Source organism: Rhizobium sp. P2_G9, assembly GCF_056403475.1.
This window is the reverse complement of the sequence record NZ_JBFUFK010000005.1, coordinates 153376-172820: the sequence shown is the minus strand read 5'-3', so window position 1 is coordinate 172820 and position 19445 is coordinate 153376. Positions and strand designations below refer to the sequence as shown.

Annotated in this window: 18 protein-coding genes; 12 read left to right on the top strand and 6 right to left on the bottom strand. The window is 61.0% G+C overall.

Translation table 11 applies throughout. The features are described 5' to 3' along the window. The first annotated feature begins 8 nt into the window (after positions 1 to 8). Positions 9 to 1274, top strand: coding sequence for a M24 family metallopeptidase (locus AC1DYF_RS06290; RefSeq protein WP_477875833.1), 1266 nt, complete (start codon positions 9 to 11; stop codon positions 1272 to 1274). Here the strand turns inward: AC1DYF_RS06290 and AC1DYF_RS06285 are convergent. Then, the gene (locus AC1DYF_RS06285) at positions 1247 to 2164 is read right to left on the bottom strand and encodes a LysR substrate-binding domain-containing protein (protein WP_477875832.1); all 918 of its coding nucleotides are present in this window, start codon (positions 2162 to 2164) and stop codon (positions 1247 to 1249) included. The two genes, AC1DYF_RS06290 and AC1DYF_RS06285, sit on opposite strands and share 28 nt — an antisense overlap. A gap of 100 nt (positions 2165 to 2264) precedes the next feature. On the opposite strand from AC1DYF_RS06285, the gene AC1DYF_RS06280 reads away from it, so the two are divergent. From AC1DYF_RS06280 to AC1DYF_RS06250, 7 genes are all read left to right on the top strand, one after another. Beyond that, positions 2265 to 3053, top strand: a complete 789-nt coding sequence (locus AC1DYF_RS06280) for a HalD/BesD family halogenase (RefSeq protein WP_477875831.1) — start codon at positions 2265 to 2267, stop codon at positions 3051 to 3053. 174 nt (positions 3054 to 3227) lie between these two features. Next, a complete protein-coding gene (locus AC1DYF_RS06275) occupies positions 3228 to 4892 on the top strand; it encodes an ABC transporter substrate-binding protein (RefSeq protein ID WP_477875830.1) in 1665 nt (554 codons plus the stop codon). Between the two features lie 90 nt (positions 4893 to 4982). After that, positions 4983 to 5921 (top strand): ABC transporter permease, encoded by a 939-nt coding sequence (locus AC1DYF_RS06270; protein ID WP_477875829.1) that lies wholly within the window; start codon positions 4983 to 4985, stop codon positions 5919 to 5921. Further along, entirely contained in the window at positions 5918 to 6802 is an 885-nt protein-coding gene (locus tag AC1DYF_RS06265) for an ABC transporter permease (RefSeq protein ID WP_477875828.1), read from the top strand. Before AC1DYF_RS06270 ends, AC1DYF_RS06265 begins: the two co-directional genes overlap by 4 nt. Beyond that, positions 6795 to 8819, top strand: coding sequence for an ABC transporter ATP-binding protein (locus AC1DYF_RS06260; RefSeq protein ID WP_477875827.1), 2025 nt, complete (start codon positions 6795 to 6797; stop codon positions 8817 to 8819). Before AC1DYF_RS06265 ends, AC1DYF_RS06260 begins: the two co-directional genes overlap by 8 nt. Before the next feature lie 372 nt (positions 8820 to 9191). Beyond that, positions 9192 to 9380 carry a hypothetical protein gene (locus AC1DYF_RS06255; RefSeq protein WP_477875826.1) on the top strand — a complete coding sequence of 63 codons (189 nt, stop codon included), beginning with the start codon at positions 9192 to 9194 and terminating at the stop codon, positions 9378 to 9380. A 143-nt stretch (positions 9381 to 9523) separates the two neighbouring features. After that, the gene (locus tag AC1DYF_RS06250; RefSeq protein WP_477875825.1) at positions 9524 to 9985 is read left to right on the top strand and encodes an RrF2 family transcriptional regulator; all 462 of its coding nucleotides are present in this window, start codon (positions 9524 to 9526) and stop codon (positions 9983 to 9985) included. A gap of 10 nt (positions 9986 to 9995) precedes the next feature. Here AC1DYF_RS06250 and AC1DYF_RS06245 read toward each other — a convergent pair whose 3' ends face one another. Beyond that, the gene (locus AC1DYF_RS06245; protein WP_477875883.1) at positions 9996 to 10538 is read right to left on the bottom strand and encodes a flavin reductase family protein; all 543 of its coding nucleotides are present in this window, start codon (positions 10536 to 10538) and stop codon (positions 9996 to 9998) included. Positions 10539 to 10741: 203 nt separating this feature from the next. Between AC1DYF_RS06245 and AC1DYF_RS06240 the strand changes: the two genes are divergently transcribed. Beyond that, positions 10742 to 12217, top strand: a complete 1476-nt coding sequence (locus tag AC1DYF_RS06240) for an FAD/NAD(P)-binding protein (protein WP_477875824.1) — start codon at positions 10742 to 10744, stop codon at positions 12215 to 12217. A gap of 31 nt (positions 12218 to 12248) precedes the next feature. On the opposite strand, the gene AC1DYF_RS06235 is transcribed toward AC1DYF_RS06240, so the two are convergent. Continuing rightward, positions 12249 to 12962: a sulfotransferase family 2 domain-containing protein gene (locus tag AC1DYF_RS06235; protein WP_477875823.1), complete on the bottom strand. Its 714-nt coding sequence runs from the start codon at positions 12960 to 12962 to the stop codon at positions 12249 to 12251. 265 nt (positions 12963 to 13227) lie between these two features. Here AC1DYF_RS06235 and AC1DYF_RS06230 point away from each other — a divergent pair, with 265 nt between their 5' ends. Together AC1DYF_RS06230 and AC1DYF_RS06225 are read left to right on the top strand one after the other, a co-directional pair. Further along, positions 13228 to 13416, top strand: a complete 189-nt coding sequence (locus AC1DYF_RS06230; RefSeq protein ID WP_477875822.1) for a hypothetical protein — start codon at positions 13228 to 13230, stop codon at positions 13414 to 13416. A gap of 198 nt (positions 13417 to 13614) precedes the next feature. Next, the gene (locus AC1DYF_RS06225) at positions 13615 to 14721 is read left to right on the top strand and encodes a mandelate racemase/muconate lactonizing enzyme family protein (protein WP_477875821.1); all 1107 of its coding nucleotides are present in this window, start codon (positions 13615 to 13617) and stop codon (positions 14719 to 14721) included. Between the two features lie 17 nt (positions 14722 to 14738). On the opposite strand, the gene AC1DYF_RS06220 is transcribed toward AC1DYF_RS06225, so the two are convergent. Beyond that, the gene (locus AC1DYF_RS06220) at positions 14739 to 16097 is read right to left on the bottom strand and encodes an FAD/NAD(P)-binding protein (protein ID WP_477875820.1); all 1359 of its coding nucleotides are present in this window, start codon (positions 16095 to 16097) and stop codon (positions 14739 to 14741) included. A gap of 172 nt (positions 16098 to 16269) precedes the next feature. Then, positions 16270 to 17460 carry an acyl-CoA dehydrogenase gene (locus tag AC1DYF_RS06215; RefSeq protein WP_477875819.1) on the bottom strand — a complete coding sequence of 397 codons (1191 nt, stop codon included), beginning with the start codon at positions 17458 to 17460 and terminating at the stop codon, positions 16270 to 16272. A gap of 96 nt (positions 17461 to 17556) precedes the next feature. Between AC1DYF_RS06215 and AC1DYF_RS06210 the strand changes: the two genes are divergently transcribed. After that, entirely contained in the window at positions 17557 to 18471 is a 915-nt protein-coding gene (locus tag AC1DYF_RS06210; RefSeq protein WP_477875818.1) for a LysR family transcriptional regulator, read from the top strand. Positions 18472 to 18477: 6 nt separating this feature from the next. Here the strand turns inward: AC1DYF_RS06210 and AC1DYF_RS06205 are convergent, their stop codons facing one another. Then, positions 18478 to 19344, bottom strand: a complete 867-nt coding sequence (locus AC1DYF_RS06205) for an SIS domain-containing protein (protein ID WP_477875817.1) — start codon at positions 19342 to 19344, stop codon at positions 18478 to 18480. Positions 19345 to 19445: the final 101 nt, after the last annotated feature.

The following is a 19445-nucleotide window of genomic DNA, read 5'->3' as shown; positions in this document are numbered from 1 at the left end:
GGCGGGCGATGGATCAGGCGACCGGTCGCACCATCTTCAAGGACGAACGCAAGCGCACCTTCCTCAATGCCGAAGGCGCCGACAAGCCGTTGAAGAGCCCGCTGCCGCCGGATGTGCTGGAGCGGGCGCGGGCCTATCGCATCGGCCGCCTGCGCAGGCTCTTGCGAGAAAACGACTGCGCCGCCGCTCTCCTCTACGATCCCGTCAATATCCGCTATGCGCTCGACAGCCCTAATATGCAGGTCTGGTCGCTGCACAATCCGGTGCGCTATGCGCTGGTTTTCGCCGAAGGTCCGGCGCTGCTCTTCGACTACAAGGGCGCCGAGCATTTTTCAAAGCACATCAAGACCATCGACGAAGCCAAGCCTGCGACCTCCTGGATCTTCGTCATGGCTGGCGACACCGGTCCGCGTCAGGTGACGAAATGGGCGGCCGAGATCGATGACCTGATGCGTGAGCACGGCCACGGCAATCGCCGCATCGCGGTCGACCGGCTCGATGTCAAAGGCGTCCGCGGCCTGGAAAAGCTCGGCCTCGACGTCGTCGACGGCACGCCGATGACCGAGACGGCGCGTTCGATCAAATCGGCCGACGAAATCGAACTGATGCGCTGGACGATCCGCGTCTGCGAGGCCGGCATGGCGCGCATCTATGAACATTCCGTCCCCGGTGTCACCGAGCAGGAACTCTGGGCGCATCTGCATTTCGAAAACGCCCGCTCCGGCGGCGACTGGCTGGAGACCAAGCTGCTCACCTGCGGACCGAACACCAATCCCTGGTATGCGGAATGCTCCGACCGACCCTGCCTGCTTGGCGAGATGATCGCCTTCGACACCGACATGATCGGACCTTACGGTTATTGCGCCGATCTCTCCCGCTCCTGGACCTGCGGCTATGCGAAGATGACGGCCAAACAGCGCGAGCACTATTACGCTGCCGTCGAACAGGTCGAGCATAATCTGTCGCTCTTGCGCGACGGCCTCGATTTTCGAGAATTCAACGAGAAATCCTGGAAGATCCCCGAGCGCTACCAGCCTTACCGCTATTCGCTCGCCGTCCATGGCGTCGGCATGGCGGACGAATGGCCGTTGGTGCTCTGTCATACCGATTTCGAGCACAATCAGGGCGGCCGCTTCGAGACCGGCATGGTCGTCTGCGTCGAAAGCCTGATCTCCGAAAAGGGCTGCGAAAGCGTCAAGCTCGAAACCCAGGTGCTGATCACCGGCAAGGGGCCGGAACGGCTCGATCACTTCCCCTGGGAACTGACCGACTGAACCAGCCAGTCGACCAGGTCGATCAGCCCGGCCTTCTTCGCCTTGCTGCGCGGATAGACGAGGCAATAGCGATGGCCGAGCGAGATCGGCCGCTCGTCGAGGATAACCAGCCTGCCGGCGCGGAGATCGTCCTCCGCCATCATTCGTTGCCCGAGCGCGACGCCAAAACCGTCACGCGCCAGATCGAGCGCCAGGCTCGACTTGCCGACGCGAAAGCCGCGCGTCTCATCCGGCCGGTCGATGCCGATCTCGCCGAACCAGGCCTGCCAGGTCGGATGCGATACGAAAGTCGGCCCCCAATTGGTGTGGATCAGGTCGTCATCCGGCACGGCAGTGAGAAAATCGCTCCGCGCTCCCGGATTGCGCTGAAGATAGAAGGGGCTGCACATCGGCAGCACCTCGTCGAGCTTTAGAGGAATGATCACCATTTCGGGATAGAGGCTGGTGCCATAGGCGAACCTGAGGTCGATCTCGTTCTTGGCGAAATCGACCATGTCCTCTTCGGAGCGCAATTCGAAGCGGAAATTCGGTTTTTCGCGGATGAACGCAGCCAGCTTCGGTTCCACCCAGCGCTCGGCGACGGAGGGTAGCGCACTGATCACCAGCCGCGAGCGCGCCCGGCCGGAGACGACCTGTTCGGTAAAGGCGGAGATAGACTGTAGCGCGTCGGTGGCGCCGGAATAAATCGTCTGGCCCGCATCGGTCAGCACGATCCTGTTGTTATATCTGCGGAAAAGCTCCTTGCCGAGGAATTCCTCGAGGTTCTTCACCTGCTGGCTGACAGCGGCTGCCGAGACACCGAGTTCTTCGGCCGCAGCAACATAGCTGCCGCTACGGGCCGCAGCCTCGAAGGCCCGCAATGCATTGAGCGGCGGAAGCGAGAGCGACATGTGAAACCTGCATAAGCCAAGCTTAGCCAGAATAAGAATTTATGCCGTTGTGTAAAGCTGAAACCTGGTCAAATCTCTCTTCATCAACTGGAGGAAGAACATGCACGACTTACTCGACCTGGATCGCTATCCCCTGCATAAGCCCGGCTCTAAGGCTTGGAACGACCTCGTCGATCATTGCCGTGTCGACCTCGCCTGCGAAGGCATGTTCAATCTCGAAGGTTTCGTGCGCGACACAGCGGTGGAGAGGGCGATCGGTGAGATCAAGCCGGTGATGGACACGCTTTCCTTCGTCCACAAGCGCGCCCACAATGTCTATTTCCGCAAGGAAGTGCCCGGCCTGCCGCCGGATCATCCGGCGCTGCAGACGGTCGAGACCGTCAGCCACACGGTTTGCGCCGACCAGATCCCCGACAGCGTGCCGATCTGGGTCTACGAATGGCCGCAATTCGCCGTGTTCCTTGCCGCCTGCATGGAAAAAGACTCGCTTTTTGCCATGCGCGATCCGCTCGCCCGGGTAAACGTCATGGCCTATCGCGAGGGCGAGGCGCTGAACTGGCATTTCGACCGGTCGCAATTCACCACAACCATCTTGTTCCAGAGGCCGGAAGCGGGCGGCGATTTCCAATACCGTTCCGACCTCAGGACCGAGGCGGATCCGAACTATGACGGCGTTGCGCGCCTGCTGCAGGGCAAGGACAACGACGTCAAGACGCTGTCGCTGAAGCCGGGCACGCTCAACGTCTTCCTGGGCAAGAATACGCTGCATCGCGTCACCCCGTGCAAGGGGCCGAAGGAGCGGCTGATCGCGGTATTCTCTTATTATGAGCGCCCCGGCGTCACGTTCAGCAAGGAAGAGCAGGTGGGCTTCTACGGCCGGGCCGCCTGACCGGTGTCACGTTTCCCCTTGCGTTGCGAAGCCAGGGTCCCGATGATGATTTCCTAACGAAAGATAAACATTCCGCACTTGACATGAAGCGCGGAATGTCCGTTGAATAGGAAGCGGGAATAAATCTATACATAATAAAAAATACGGCTCGCAACGCTAACGAAAGAGGGAACCATGACAATCGATTACAAGCTGCTCGACCTTCTGCGCAAAGGCCGTAGCGAACACGACAATCACCTGATCGACGGCCTTGTCGATGGCCGTGTCAGCCGCCGCGAATTTCTGCGTTTCGGTTCCGTGCTCGGCATGTCGCTGCCGCTGCTGGGTGGCATTTCCGGCGCTGTCGGCCTTGCCGGCCTGCCGAGCCTCGCCCGCGCCCAGACCCCAGGCGGCACCATCCGTGTTGCCCAGATCGTTCCGGCCGCGGCTGTCGAGCCGGTCAAGCTCGCCGATGCCGGCGGCATTACCGTCATCAGCCAGGTCGGCGAGACGCTGGTCGTCTCCGGCAAGGACCTCGTCGCCCGGCCGCTTTTGGCCGAGAGCTGGTCGCCCAACAAGGACGGTTCGGTCTGGACCTTCAAGATCCGCAAGGGTGTGAAATTCCATGACGGCCGGCCGATGAACGCCGACGACGTCGTTGCCTCGATCAACCGCATTGCCGACCCTGCCAACGGCTCGAACGCACTCTCGGCGTTCAAGGGCGTGCTTTCCAAGGGTGGCGCCAAGAAGGTCGACGACTATACCGTCGAATTCCATCTCGACGCGCCGAACGGCAATTTCCCGTATTCGCTGTCGACCGACAACTACAACGCCGTCATCATACCGAAGGATTATGCCGGCGACTTCGAGAGTAAGATGATCGGCACCGGTCCGTTCAAGCTCGAAAAGTTCACCCCCAAGGTCGGCGCCTCCTTCGTCCGCAACGAGGATTACTGGGGCGGCAAGCCGCTGCCGGATCGCGTCGAGATGAGCTTCTACGATGACTATCAGCCGCAGATTCTCGCTCTTCAGGGCGGCCAGATCGACTTCATTCAGCAGGTGCCGATCCTGCAGGCCGCCGGCATCCTCAATGATCCGAACGTCGACATGATGGCGACGCCGTCGCTGGCCCACCAGCAGGTGCATATGCGCACCGACAAGGACCCGTTCAAGGACAAGCGTGTCCGCCAGGCGATCGCGCTGACCCTCGACCGGCCGCGCATCATCCAGGGCCTGCTCAAGGGCAAGGCGCAGGTCGGCAATGACAGCCCGTTCGGCGGCGCTTATCCCTATACCGACAAGAGCGTGCCGCAGCGCCAGAAGGACATTGCCAAGGCCAAGGAACTGATGGCCGCCGCCGGCATGGCGAACGGCTTCGAGGCCACGCTGACGACGGAAAAGTACCTGGAAATCCCTGATTATGCGGTGCTGATCCAGAACGCCGTCAAGGAGATCGGCGGCAAGATCAACCTCAACGTCATGGACCAGGGCGCTTATTATGGCGATGCCGTCCCGGGCAAGTCGCCCTGGCTCGACAGCGACATGGGCATTACCGACTATGGTCATCGCGGCGTGCCGAACGTCTATCTGTCGGCGCCGTTGCTTTCGACCGGCACCTGGAACTCGGCGCATTTCGCCAACAAGGAATATGACGGCCTGGTCGCCAACTTCGTCGCTGCCCTCGATCTCGAGGCGCAAAAGGCGGTTGCCGGCAAGATCCAGACGCTGCTGCTTGACGAAACCCCGATCATCTTCGGCTATTTCTACGACTATATGTCGGCGGCCAAGAAGGGTGCGACGGGCATCGAAGTGACGGCCATGGCCCATCTCTTCCTGCACAACGCCAAGCTTCCGGCCTGATAACATCCTCGCGTTCCGTGCCGCCCCGCGTCGTCCGGGGCGGCTCCCTTTCCTTGGAAACCGGGGGATGCACCGATTTTCTACTATTCCTTGAAGCGCTTGCTCCTGTCGCTTCTGACGCTCTTTCTCCTGAGCGTGCTGGTCTTTGCGGGCGGTCGCATGCTGCCCGGCAATGTCGGACGCGCCATGCTCGGCCCCTTCGCCGATCAGCGTGCCGTCGATGCGCTCAATCACGAAATGGGCACCGACCGGCCGCTTATCGTGCAATATACCAGCTGGGCCGGCGGCCTGTTGCAAGGTGATCTCGGCAAATCCTACGCTTACCGCGCGCCGGTGTCGCAATTCCTTTGGACCGCCACGGTCAACTCGGCAAAGCTTGCCGGCGTGGTCTTCCTGATCGTCGTGCCGCTCGGCATTCTGGGCGGCGTGATTGCGGCGCTCAACCGAGGACGTGTCGTCGACAGGTCCATAACGGTGACGGGGCTGTCGTTGACGGTTGTTCCGGAGTTCGTCTCCGGCATCGTGCTGATCCTGATCTTCGGCGTCTGGCGACACTGGTTCCCGATTTCCGCCACTTGGCCCAACAATGCCGGCTTTTTCACCCAGATCTATTACCTGATCCTGCCGGCGTTCCCGCTGGTTTTCGTGCTGTTCGGCTATATCGCCCGCATGGCCCGCGCCGGCACGATCGAGGCGCTCGATTCCGAATATACGAGAACGGCGATCCTCAAGGGCCTGACCTATCCGCAGGTCATATGGCGGCATGTGCTGAGAAACGCCCTGCTGCCGACCATCAGCGTCGTCGCGACGCAGACGGTCTACCTGATTGGCGGCCTCGTCGTCATCGAGATCGTCTTCCACTATCAGGGCATCGGCAGCCTGATCTACACGGCCGCGAACAAGAAGGATTTCCCGATGCTGCAGGCGGGCGTCATGGTGGTCGGGGCATTGTTCATGATCGCCACCACGCTCGCTGACTTGCTGCAGGCCAGCCTCAACCCGCGCATCCGCTTCGGAGGCGTCCAATGACCGAGATCACGGCCTCGACTCCGATCATTGCGGAAAAGCCGCCGACCGCCTGGGACGACTTCAAGCACAATCTTGGTCGCATCCTGCGTTCGGGCTCGTTCCTGATCGGTGCCATTATCGTGCTGTTCTGGATTTTTTGCGCCATCTTCGGCCATTCGATCGTGCCTTACGATCCCTTTGCCGACGACATGCTGAATTCGCTGCTGCCGCCCGATGGCGACCATTGGTTCGGCACCGATCAGCTTGGCCGCGACGTGTTTTCGCGCGTCATTTCCGGGGCTCGCGACATCCTTACGGTCGCGCCGCTTGCAACAATGATCAGCACCGTGCTCGGCACCGCGCTTGGCCTGGCAATGGGCTATTTCGGCGGCTGGGTGGACGAAGTCATCAGCCGTCTCGTCGATGCGGTGCTGGCGCTGCCCACGGTTATCGTCGCTCTCCTGGCACTGACGGCCCTGGGCACCTCGACCGTCACCGTGCTTTTCGTCATCGGCTTTTCCTATTCGCCGATCATCGCGCGAACCGTGCGCGCTTCGGTGCTCGCCGAGCGCAGTCTCGATTATGTCGCGGCGGCCGAGCTCAGGCGCGAGAACCGGCTCTACATTATGTTCATGGAAATCCTGCCGAACGTGATCGGGCCGATCCTGGTCGAATTCACCGTCCGCCTTGGTTATTCGATCTTCACCGTGGCGACGCTTTCCTTCATCGGCTTCGGCATTCAGCCGCCGTCGCCGGACTGGGGCCTGTCGATTGCCTCCAATTACGGCCTGATCGGCGGCGGTTACTGGTGGACCGTCGTCTTCGACGGCGTCGCCATCGCCTCACTGGTGATCGGCGTAAACCTGATGGCTGATGGCATTGCGAGTGCGCTCGATGACTGACACGAACACCCCAACCGTCAAGATCGAGAACCTCGAAGTCCAGTACCGGGTGCGCGGCAAAGGCCGCAAGGTGCTCGACAACATCAACCTCGAAATCCGCAAGGGCGAGTGTTACGGCCTGGTCGGCGAGTCCGGCTGCGGCAAGTCGACCGCCGCCTATACGGCGCTGCGCTATCTGCCGCGCAATGGCTCGGTCACCAAGGGCCGCATCCTCATCGATGGCGACGACCTGATGAAGATGAGCGAGGCGCGCCTGCGCGACATGCGCCGCCACGAGGTCGCCATGGTCTACCAGGACCCCGGCAAGGCGTTGAACCCGTCGATCCGCATCGGTGACCAGGTGGCCGAAGTCTTCGAGCTTCTCGGCGTGCCGAAAGCCGAGCGTGCAAAGAAGGTGGAGGAGGTGCTGGCCAAGGTCCGCATTGCCGATCCGCATGACGTCGTGCTGCGTTATCCGCATCAGCTTTCCGGCGGCATGCAGCAGCGCGTGGCCATTGCCATGGCGCTGGCGAGCGAGCCGTCGCTGCTCGTGCTCGACGAGCCGACCACCGGCCTCGACGCCACGGTCGAGGCGGAGGTGCTGGACCTTATCCTGCAGCTGCGCAAGGAATTGTCGACCTCGATCCTGTTCATCAGCCACAATCTCGGCGTCATCGCCACAATGTGCGACCGCGTTGGTGTCCTCTATGCCGGCCGGCTGGTGGAGGAAGGCGATACGCAAGACATCTTCCACAATCCGCGCCATCCCTACACCGTCGGGCTGCTGCGCTGCCTGCCGCAGCGCGGCCGCTCGAAGAATGTCGCGCCGCTGACCACCATTCCCGGCTTTCTGCCCAATGCAGGTTCTGTCATCCCCGGCTGCATCTATGCCGATCGCTGTCCGCTCGCCGACGATCACTGTCGCAAGGTCGAGCCGCCCTTCTACGATCTCGGTGACGGCCGCCACAGCAAGTGCCACTATCATGAGCGGGTCGGCGAATTGCAGAACATCGTCGAGCCGCCGCTCGCCACCGTCGCCGACGATTCCTCCTTCCAGCCGATCCTCGAGCTCACCAATGTCAGCAAGACTTTTGGTCGAGGCGGGGTGAATTTCCGCGCGCTGAACGATGTCTCGCTTGCCATGTATCCTGGCGAAACGCTCGGCATTGTCGGCGAATCCGGCAGCGGCAAAACGACGCTTGCCCGCAGCATCCTCGGCATCATCAAGCCTGACCCGAAAAGCCATATCCGGCTCGAGGGCAGGGAGGTCGCGCCGACGCTCGGCAAACGCTCGCGCGCCGAGGTGAAATCGCTGCAGATCGTCTTCCAGAACCCGGATTCGGCGCTTAACCGCTCGCATACGGTCAAGCGCATGATCGGCCGCACCATCGAACGGTTGACGGAACTGGCCGCCTCTGCCCGTGTCTCCCGCGTTCTCGACCTCACGCGCTCCGTCCGTCTGGCCGACCGCTATCTCAACATGCGGCCGCGCCAGCTTTCTGGTGGGCTCAAGCAGCGTGTGGCGATCGCGCGCGCCTTTGCCGGCGATCCACGGGTCCTGGTGCTCGATGAGCCGACCTCGGCGCTGGACGTCTCGGTGCAGGCCGCGATCCTCAACCTGCTGGTCGAGCTGCAGAACACCAAGCGGGTGAGCTATATCTTTATCTCGCACGACCTCGGCGTGGTGCGCTATCTCTCCGACCGTATCGCTGTCTTCTATCTCGGCCGTGTGCTGGAGATCGGCCCCGCCGAGGCGGTGTTCTCCGGTCCGCATCATCCCTATACCGAAGCCTTGCTCTCCTCGGTGCCGACGATCGAGGGCACGCCGTCGGAGCGGGTCAAACTGACAGGCGAAATCCCGAGCGCCATGAAGCCGCCAAGCGGCTGCGTCTTCCACACCCGCTGCGCCCGCAAGATCGGCAAGATCTGCGAGGAACAGGTGCCGGAGCTGCGCGATATCGAGCGTGGGCATGCGATGCGCTGCCACTTGCCGGTGGAAGAATTGCACCGCGAGGCGATTCCTCAGGCGGCGGAATAGGGCGCCAAGCCTAACGGCAGGTGGTCTCTGAAATTATTTTGCGCTGCGGGACCGTCATGCCCGTGTCGGCGAAAATTTTTCCTCAATATTAGAATATATAATTGACAGATTTAGTGTATTAACCTAAATTGCTCTCATGATCGCGATGCCAGAGGCATTCGCCGTCGTGAAAGCAATCGAAGAAGGATGCGCCGCATGACTGAACTTGCCAGTTTCGCCGCCCCAACCGGGCCATTGGGCCGGACTTCTTCATGTCTCCGCCTGTGTCGAATGTGACCCGAGCCTAACCCAACTCATCACCATCGATTTTTGATTTCCCGTCGCCAAGCAGAGATATGTCTGCGTCGTTGCGCGATGGGTCAGGAGACAGTCATGCAGAAGCATGTCGTTGAACATGCCGGAATTCCGGTTGGCATCGTCGTTCCCTTTGAGGATTACCTGCAATTCGTTGCCGTCAAATTCCAGGTTTTCGGCCTAGACGGACAGCGCTTTCATTCGCTTCCGGATGTTCGCAGCGCGATTCAGGCGCATCTTGCAAGCGAGAAAGCTGCCGCCGCGTAGTAGATTTCAGGGAATTTCGCTAAATTCACTGGAAAACCACGAAAAATTAATCTGCTTGCCCCTAAAATGGCGTCTTCCGCGCTTCAATGCCGCTGCAAAGCAGTTTATGAAATGCATGCCGGGCGGGCAGGATTTGGTGGTCGATGCTTACGAATAAAGGTAAATATGGTCTGAAGGCGCTGATCGCACTTGCGAGCCTGCCGCCGGGCGAAACCGCGTTCAGCAACGAGATCGCAACGGCCAACAATATTCCGAAGAAATTCCTCGATACGATCCTGCTCGAACTCAGGAATGCCGGCATCGTGCGCTCGAAGAAGGGTCCGACAGGCGGCTATTCCCTGTCCAGGCCTGCTTCGGAAATCCGCGTTGGCCACGCCATCCGCGTTATCGACGGTCCGTTGGCGCCAATCCGCTGTGCCAGCCGCACGGCTTACGAAGCCTGCGACGATTGCATCGATCCGGAAACCTGCCTCGTGCGCCGGTCAATGACCGAGGTGCGCGACGCTGTCGCCGAAATCCTCGACAATATGACCCTCGAACACCTGATCGCCGACAATCCGGCACAGCCCGAGGCCGATCTGCTTCGTCAGAAGGTCGCTTCGTAAGCAAAAACTTTCAATCCAGCGAGAAGCTGCGATAGGCGCCATTCGCATAGATCAGCGATTGGCCAGCGCCCGAAATTGTTGCCAGCGCCCGGCCGAGGATGATCGCATGGCTGTGGCGTTCGATGATTTCTTCGACCTCGCAATCGATCGCTGCCAGCGCTTCCGACAGGACTGGCGCACCGCTGACCAGCGTCGTCCAGCGCGCCCCTTCATAGCGTGCCGTGCCCTTGATTCCGCCGATGCCGGCGAAACGGTTGGCGACATCCTGATGGTCTTCGGCGAGGATGTTGACGCAGAAATGTCCGTAGCGGCTGATCACCGGCCAAGTCGACGAACTCTTGTTGATATTGACGATCATCGTCGGCGGATCCATCGAAAGAGCCGTTGCCGAAGTCACCGTGGCACCGGTGCGTTCGTCGCCGCGGCCTGCCGTAATCACAGAAACGCCGCCCGCCATGCTGCGCATGGCCCGTTTGACGGCCGCCGCGTCGGCATGCGGCGCGCGAATCGCACCTTCGATGGGAAACGAAGCGGCGTTCTGGACGATGGTCATGACTGTCTCCGTCTTGTCGTTCATCGATCACGTCCCGCTGGCGATGCGGGCATAGAGGCAAAGTAGTCGCAAAATCCCTATTGTCAATAAAAATTATAGACAATATGTTTTGTGAATTCCTGCACGCTCTTTCGCTGAATCGAGAGAGCAGTGGCACGATTGCCGAACTTGACATATCCTCTCAATTCACGCCGAGGGAGACCATGGTGCCGACAAAAGACAGACCTTTCGCGTCGACTTTGAACCCATTCTCCGGGCGCGTCGTTGCGATCGTCGGCGGTGGGTTTACCGGCGGAGCTGTCGCCTGGCACCTCGCCTCGCATCTGCCGGCCGAAGCGGCGCGCATCGTCGTCTTCGAACCGCGCCAGAAACTCGGCGCAGGCCTGGCCTATGACACAGCCGATCCCGTGCATCGCATCAACGTTCCGGCGTTGAAGATGACCATCGATCCCGGCTTTCCGGACCATTTCGTCGACTGGATTGAAGCCACTGACGCCGTCGCCGGCGATCCCGATGCGCGTGCCGCCGATGGCCAGCTTTATCCTCGCCGGCAGGTTTTCGGCAGTTATGTCAACGCCCAGATCCAGCCCTTTGTCGACAAGGGCCGGATCGAGCATCGGCACGGGCTCGTCTCCGCGATCGAGCGGACGAACGAGGGCTGGCAGATCACCGCCGACGGAGGCGACGCACTCGACGCCGACATCGTCGTCATCGCCACCAGCCATCCGTCGCCCGCAGCACCGAAGATGCTGGCTTCGATCCTCGAAGGCCATCCGCGTTTCGTTCCCGATCCAACCGTGCCGAACGCACTGAAATCGATCCGCGAAAGCGATTCGGTGCTGGTGGTCGGCAATGGCCTGACCTCGGCCGATGTGATCGCCTCGCTGACGGCGGATGGTCACATGGGGCCGGTCACGGCCATCTCGCGGCGTGGGCTCAGATCACGCGGCCACCCGCTGAAAATCCAGGAGCAGCACGGCGATTTTACCACTCGGCCAATCCTTTCGGCACGGTTGCTTACCCGGCGAATCCGCGAGGCGATCCGCCAAGCTGCCGTCTTCGACGTCTCCTGGCATGCCGTGCTCGATGCGGTGCGAGCCCAGGCTTTCACCATCTGGCGGAACCTGCCGGTGGCCGAGCGTCGCCGCGTGGTCCGGCATCTCAGGCCGTTCTGGGACGTGCACCGGTTCCGCATCGCGCCACAGGTGGAGAACGCTATCGATGCCGCGGTTTTGACCGGCCGCCTCGAGATTCTCGCCGCCTCGGTCGCCGCTGTGTCCTATCATGAAGGCCGCATCCGGGCGGCGCTCAGGCTCGGGCATGGACGAGGCACGCGGGTGCGCGATTTCGACGCCGTCGTGGTCACCACCGGCCCGGCACATGGCGGCATCCTCGACAGTCAGCCCTTTCTGTCCCGGTTGGCATCCGAGCGTCTCATCCACGCCGATCCAGCCCGGCTTGGCATTGCCTGTGACGAGGGCTCGCGCGCACTCGATCAGGCCGATCGTCCGGTGGAAGGCCTCTATATTGCCGGTCCTCTGGCGCGCGGGACGTTCGGTGAACTCATGGGCCTGCCGCAGGTCTCCGAGCACGCCAAGGCGGTGGCAGGGCATATCATGACGTCAGTCGAAGCCGCCAATGTAGTCACCGACCAGAGGGCGAATTCTTCCGCTGCATGAGGCGGAAGTAGTTCCGCAGGCAGACCAACCCTTAAAGCCGGTAGCCGAATTTCTCGATTTCCCAGGCATTATGCTTCTCGACCAAAGCATTGATCTCAGGGTTGGCTTCGAAAATCTGCTTGCGGGTATACGTCTTGTCGCGGGTGCCGCCCTTGGCGTTCACGCCCTTGAATGCATCCCAGAGGCCCGCGAGAGCCGGCATCTCGCCTTCCAGCCGGCGCATGTCCTCTTCGAAATTTTCGCAGCGGATGAAGAAGTCGATGACGTTTTCGCCACCAACCATGTAATTGGCGTAATTCGTATCGAGGTAGAACGTGTTCTTGCGGAAGAAGGGCGTGAATTTGGAAATGTCCTGCTCACCCTTGTTGCGGAAATAGAACAGCGACACGGTGCGCTCCCAGGGATTCCTGACGAGCGAAATCTTCCGGTAATCCCGCCAGACGTCTGATGGTAGATACCACTTCGCCAGCCGCGCCGACATGTGGTTGTAGAATTTCGTCGGTGGTGTGATTCCGAACGGCTTGAATATGTCGTCGGGGTGTTTGAGGAACAGCTTGGCAAAGGCGAAATTGAAATTATGTGGCCCGGTATAGCCAAGACGCTGCCGGATTTTCTCGTCAGCCCGTGCGATCGGCGAGATAATGTCATCTTCCGTCAGGTATTTTGAAAGCGCGATCTCGAAGGAGGTGCCCGCAACCTTGCGCGGCTTCAGGAAGATCAGTTTGTGCTGATGCGATACGATCATGGGCTGCTTCACATGGTCCGGCCGAAGCCTGATTGATGCTATTCCTATAGGCGGCTGCCAGGCCGGTGTAAACATAAGCGACCCTCCGGTTTCGGGAATCGCCGAAGGCCCGCCCCCACCAGCCTTGGTGTGTATTCGTGCCGGCCAGTTTGAGGACAAAGTTTCCGGAATCCACGAGCCTTTCGGCACGTCAAATTTTGTCTATTGATTTTATAGACAAAGGATGCATTATGGGGTCGTTAACGAATCCGCGAGGAGCGCGACGATGATGAGCATGAACGGATTTACCCTCGGCTTCTTCTTCCCCAAGCAGGATTTTGTCCGGCCCGTCAAGGATACGGCCGTCTCCGATTCCAAGGCTACTCCGTCCAAGACGTTGGTGGCGTCGCTCTGCGCAGACGATGCAGCTGACCGTCCTGCGCCGCTTTCGCTTTATGCCTATCGGTTCTTCTGAACCGTTCTACCCGGCGACATCCGGATGGCGTGCTGTTCGGGCGTAGCTTGTTCTCCCCTCCCTAGATTCCGCCCCGTTGGCGCCCGGGCCCTGACCAGGGTCCGGATTTTTTTACGTCCCTCGCAAACCGGCTTGTCTTGCTGGCGCGATCGTCCTAGCATCGATTATGACTATACATAATCGCCTGTGGGGGACATGATGAAGATCCGGTCGATACGCGCTTTCCACTCTATCCAGCCCTTCGTCGATGGCCCTTATCGCATGTCGAAGGGCCGGGTCGCGGATTGCTTCGATTCGCTCATCGTCTCCATCACATCTGATGACGGCGTCACCGGCTGGGGTGAAATGGCGCCGCTCGGCACCTTCTACTCGGCCGCCTTCGCTTCCGGCGCCCGGGCCGGCATTGCCGAGATCGCGCCGCATCTGATCGGCCTCGACCCGCGCGGGCTCTCGACGCTCGGCCGCCTGATGGACACGGTCTTCAAGGGCCATCCATACATCAAATCGGCAATCGACATGGCGGCCTGCGACCTCTCCGCCCGTGCGGCCAACGTGCCGCTCGTCACTTTCCTGGGCGGCCAGGAAAGCGAGACGGCGCCGGTCTATTGCGTCGTCACCCATGGCACGCCCGACAGCATGGCGGAGCATGCCGTCCGTCTGACGACTGGTGGTGTCGACCGCATCCAGGTCAAGGTCGGCGGCGATGTCCGCGGCGATATCGAACGCGTCGAGGCGGTCGCTGCGGCGGTGCCGAAAGGCACGGTGATCTTCTGCGACGCCAATGCCGGCTGGACGATGTTTCAGGCGCGCCAATTCGCCGATGCGACGCGTGACATCGACTATGTCTTCGAGCAGCCCTGCATGACCATCGACGACAACCTGTCGATCCGCAGATCCTTCGGCAAGCCGATGGTGCTCGACGAGTCGGTGCAGAGCCTCGCCGACCTCCTGGAAATCCACCACAAGGGCGCTGCTGAAGGTATCACGCTGAAAATCTCCCGCCTCGGCGGCGTCTCCAACACCCGCAAACTGCGCGACGTCGCCGTCGATCTCGGTCTCATGGTGACGGTGGAAGATACCGGCGGGGCGGAAATCGACACGGCGGCAATGGCGCATCTGTCGCTGTCAACACCGGTCGAGCGCCGGCTACACACCATCGCCTTCCATGAATGGGTGACGGTCAAGACCGCCAGGAATGCGCCGCCGACCTGGAACAACCGCATGGGCATTCCGGAAGGGACGGGGCTGGGAATCGATGTGGACGAGAGCTTGCTGGATAAGCCGTTTGGCGTTTGGGGAGATTGAGGCGAGGGCGCTGGCCCTCAAGCCGCCAGCGCGATCTTCTCTGCCACCTTCTTCGCCTGCACGCGAATGTCCGGCACGGCAAAGATCTCGAAGAACTGCCCCACCGCCATCGGCCCCATCGCATAGGCATTGCTGACCGTCGCCCCATCGGACGAAATCAGCTCGGACTGCGGCGTCAGCGCCAGGCCGAGACCGAGCGGGTCGGCGGCGATCATGCCCTTGGCCGACATCTTCTTCAGCAGCGGCACTTTCGAGATCGAGCATTTCTCGATGCCGGTGCAGTTGATGAAACGCGCCGCTGACACTTGTTTCAACGTGCCGCTATGCCGATCCTTGTAGGCAATACGTGCCTGGCCCTGATATTCACGGATCGACTGCAGCCAGCCGGCATGCACCTCGACCTGGCCGCTCGTTTCGAGCGCATGGAAAGCCGCCGCGATCTCCGGTGCCATGCGATGGCGGTGAACGCTCCACCAGGCATTTGCATGGCGGAAGAAGCGCCGGCGCTCCTCGGCCGTTAGCTTCTGCCACACCGTTTGCGTCACCGGCCGAAGCCCGTCGATAACCGCGCGCCAGTCGGGGGCATCACGCGTCTCTCGCCGCAGGATATGCAGCATTTCGCTGAGAGCATGGCCGCCCGGCGTCAGCACCGGCTCGGTCGGATGGCTGCGCGGCACGACATGCGGAAGCGGCGTCAGTCCATGGCGCGACAGCACATGGATCTTGCCCTCATGCCCCTGCCGCGTCAGCGACAGGACCTGGTCGATCATGGTGAGGCCCGAGCCGAGCATGAATATCGTCGCTTGCGGGTCGACGCGTTCGAGCCAGTTGTCGCCCCAGGCATTGACCGAGATATATGGACGTGCCGCGGCATCGACGGCGTCGACCGGGATCGGCAGGCCGGCAGGCGTGCCGCCCAGACAGAGAACGGTGTGGTTCGCCTCGATGCGGTGGCCATTGCCGAGATGGAAGACCTGTTCCTCAGGGTCGAGCCGCTCGCAATCGATAGCCTCGGCATCGAGAAAGGTCACGCGGGTGCGGTTGTCCTTCTGCTGCAGCGCTTTCGACAATGTATCCCGGATATAATGGCCATAAATCTTGCGCGGCACGAAGGCTTCAGGCCCGAAGGGCAGGGCTTCCGCATGAAGCCATTCGACGAGATGGTTCGGCCGGTCGGCAAACAGGCTCATGCGGGCGGCTGAGACATTCAGGCGATGACCGTCATCACTGGTCGAATAGGCCGTGCCGAGCCCGAAGCTGCGATCTGCACCCGCGATAGCGACCGACTTTTCCGGCGGCAGCTGTTCGAGCAGGTTGATGACCGTCGCCGTCGCCGAGAAACCGGCGCCGAGCACCGCCACTTCCGTTTTCGCCATCCTGGCCTCCAGCAGATTCGTCCCTTAACCGCTGGCCATGATAATGGGTTCCAAAAGAAAATCTACTTTATTTATAGAAAATATTTTTCTTAAAAAACGAAAAAAGCGTGCGGATTTTTTCATCCGCACGCTTCAATTATTCTCAAGAATATGCCGAACGCGCAAAATCGGTTCAGAAGAAAGCCTGGATTCCTGTCTGTCCCCGGCCGAGGATCAGCGCATGCACGTCATGCGTTCCCTCATAGGTATTGACGGTTTCTAGGTTCTGGGCATGGCGCATGACATGGTATTCGATCTGGATGCCGTTGCCGCCATGCATGTCGCGGGCCTGGCGGGCGATGTCGAGTGCCTTGCCGCAATTGTTGCGCTTGACGATCGAGATCATCTCCGGCGCCATCTTGCCCTCGTCCATCAGCCGGCCGACGCGTAAAGATCCCTGCAGGCCAAGCGTGATTTCCGTTTGCATATCGGCGAGCTTCTTCTGGAAAAGCTGAGTGCCGGCCAGCGGCTTGCCGAACTGATGGCGATCGAGGCCATATTGCCGCGCACGATGCCAGCAGTCCTCGGCGGCACCCAGCACGCCCCAGGAAATGCCGTAGCGGGCGCGATTGAGGCAGCCGAACGGTCCGGCCAGACCGGAGACGCCGGGGAGAAGCGCGTCTTCGCCCACTTCGACGCCGTCGAGCACGATCTCGCCGGTGATCGATGCGCGCAGTGACAGCTTGCCGCCGATTTTTGGCGCGCTCAGACCCTTCATGCCCTTTTCGAGGACGAAGCCGCGAATTTTGCCGTCATGCGCCTCGGACTTGGCCCAGACGACGAAGACGTCGGCGATCGGCGCATTGGAAATCCACATTTTCGATCCGCGCAGCCGATAGCCGCCCTCGATCTTTTCCGCGCGGGTCTTCATCCCGCCTGGATCGGAGCCGGCGTCCGGCTCGGTCAGGCCGAAACAGCCGATCAGTTCCCCCGAAACTAGGCCGGGCAGATATTTGTCGCGCTGCTCCTCGGAGCCATAGGTGTAGATCGGATAGATGACCAGCGATGACTGCACGCTCATCATCGAGCGATAGCCGGAATCGACCCGTTCCACTTCGCGCGCCACCAGCCCATAGGAGACATAGTTCGCGCCCGCGGCACCGTATTTCTCCGGCAGCGTCACACCGAGCAAGCCGGCGCGGCCCATCAGGCGGAAGAGGCCCGGATCGGTCTTTTCCTCGAGATAGGCGTCCTGCACCCTGGGCTGTAGTTCGGCCTCGGCGAAAGCCTGTGCGGAATCGCGGATCATCCGCTCTTCCTCGGAAAGCTGGTCGTCGAGAAGGAAGGGGTCGTCCCAGGCGAAGGGCGCGGTTTTGTTGCTCACGGCGGCATCCTCATTGTTTCAAGCTTATAGTGTCGCTCTTCATTGCGGGAGGCAAACCATATTTACTCCCCGCGATATCAGCTTTAGGAATATCCGATGTCACTCACGCAAAGACGTCTCCTGCCATCCACCGGCGCGCTTGCGGCCTTCGATGCCGTGGCGCGGCTCGGCAGCTTTTCCGCCGCCGGCACCGAACTGTCGCTGACGCAGGGCGCGATCAGCCGCCAGATCGCGCTGCTCGAAGAGCAACTCGGCGTCCGTCTTTTCCACCGCAACGGCCGCGGCGTCGAACTGACGGAGACCGGCAAGGCTTATGCGGAAGGCATATCCGACGTCGTGCGCCGCATCCGCCAGCTTTCCCTTGATGCGATGTCGAACGCCGAGGAAAATCGCTTGAGCCTCGCCATCCTGCCGACTTTCGGTACCCGTTGGCTGATGCCGCGCATTCCGGATTTCGTCAAAAAACATCCGAAGATCATCATCAACTTCGCCACTCGCATCCAGCGCTTCGATTTCGTCGCCGAGCGTATCGACGCGGCAATCCATATCGGCCAGCCGGATTGGCCCGGGGCCGATTGCCAGTTCATGATGCATGAAGACGTTGTGCCGGTCACCAGCCCGGATTTCCTCGCCCGCAATCCGATAGGCTCGGCCGAGGCGCTGCTCGCACTGCCGCGCATAGAAATGGCCTCGCGCCCAGGCGCCTGGGAACATTGGTTCTCAAGCCTCGGCATCGAGGCGAAGCCCGGTGGCGGCATGCGCTTCGAGCAGTTTTCCAATGTGGCGCAGGCCTGCATTGCCGGGCTTGGCATCGCGCTGATGCCGATTTTCCTGATCAAGGCGGAACTGGAGGCGCGGCAGCTTGTCAGGGCCTATGACCATTCCGTGCGCAGTACCAGCGCTTATTATCTGGTCCGGCCGCTGAACAAGGTCAAATATCCGCCGGTGGTCGCCTTTTCCAACTGGTTGCTGGAGCAGGTTCGCCAGTTTGAGGCAGAGCGACGGCGTTAGCCGCCGCTACCCGGCATGCAGTTCCTTGAGCATGATTTCCATCCTCTCGGGGGCGCCGTTCTTGTGCCGTAGGCCTACTGCCGAGGATAGGACGTCCACCACCACCAGGGCGGCGATGCGCGAGATGGTCGGTGTATAGAGGTCGGCATTGTCGAGCGTCGCCACCTGGATATGGATATCGCAATGTTCCGAGAGCGGTGATTGCATGCCGGACACACCGATGACTTTCGCGCCGCCGGCCTGGGCCGCCTTGGCGGCCTCGATCATCGGCAGATTCTGCCCCGTATTGGAGAACACCACGGCGACATCGCCTGTCTGCATCGATGCGGCCGTCGCCAGCTGCTGGTGAATGTCGGCCTGGGCCCCGCAGGGCACGCCGAACAGCGGAAATTTCTGCTGTGCATCGAGCGCAACGATATTCGATGCGCCGATGCCGAAGAACTCGATGCGGTGTGCCGTCGCAAGCGCATCGACTGCCTTTTCGATCGTCTCGATGTCGAGATGGCTGCGCGCCCAGTCGAGGCTGGTCAGCGTATAGCCGAAAATCTTCTCCACCAAGGCATCCGGTTTGTCGGCCTCGGAGAGCACCGAATGCGTCGGCGCCACGCCGAGCGCCAGGCTGTGCGCCAGTCTGAGTTTGAATTCCTGATATCCCGTGCAGCCGATTGCCGTACAGAAGCGGATCACTGTCGGTTCGCTGACGTCGGACAGCGCAGCCGCCTCGGCAAGCGTCGCATTGAGCACCCGGTGCGGATCCTCAAGCACACGGTCGGCCACCTTGCGCTCCGACTTCCTGAGATCGTCGAGCGTCCGCCGGACGATCTCGACTATATTGGCACCTGTACCCCGCATCGGGCTCTTGTTGCGCAACATGTTGGCCCCCTTTCATTCCGGATCGTCAAGCGTCAAGACGGATTCGATCCAAAAATGATTTCCCATCAAAATGGCGCGTCTCAATATGTCTTAACTACCGC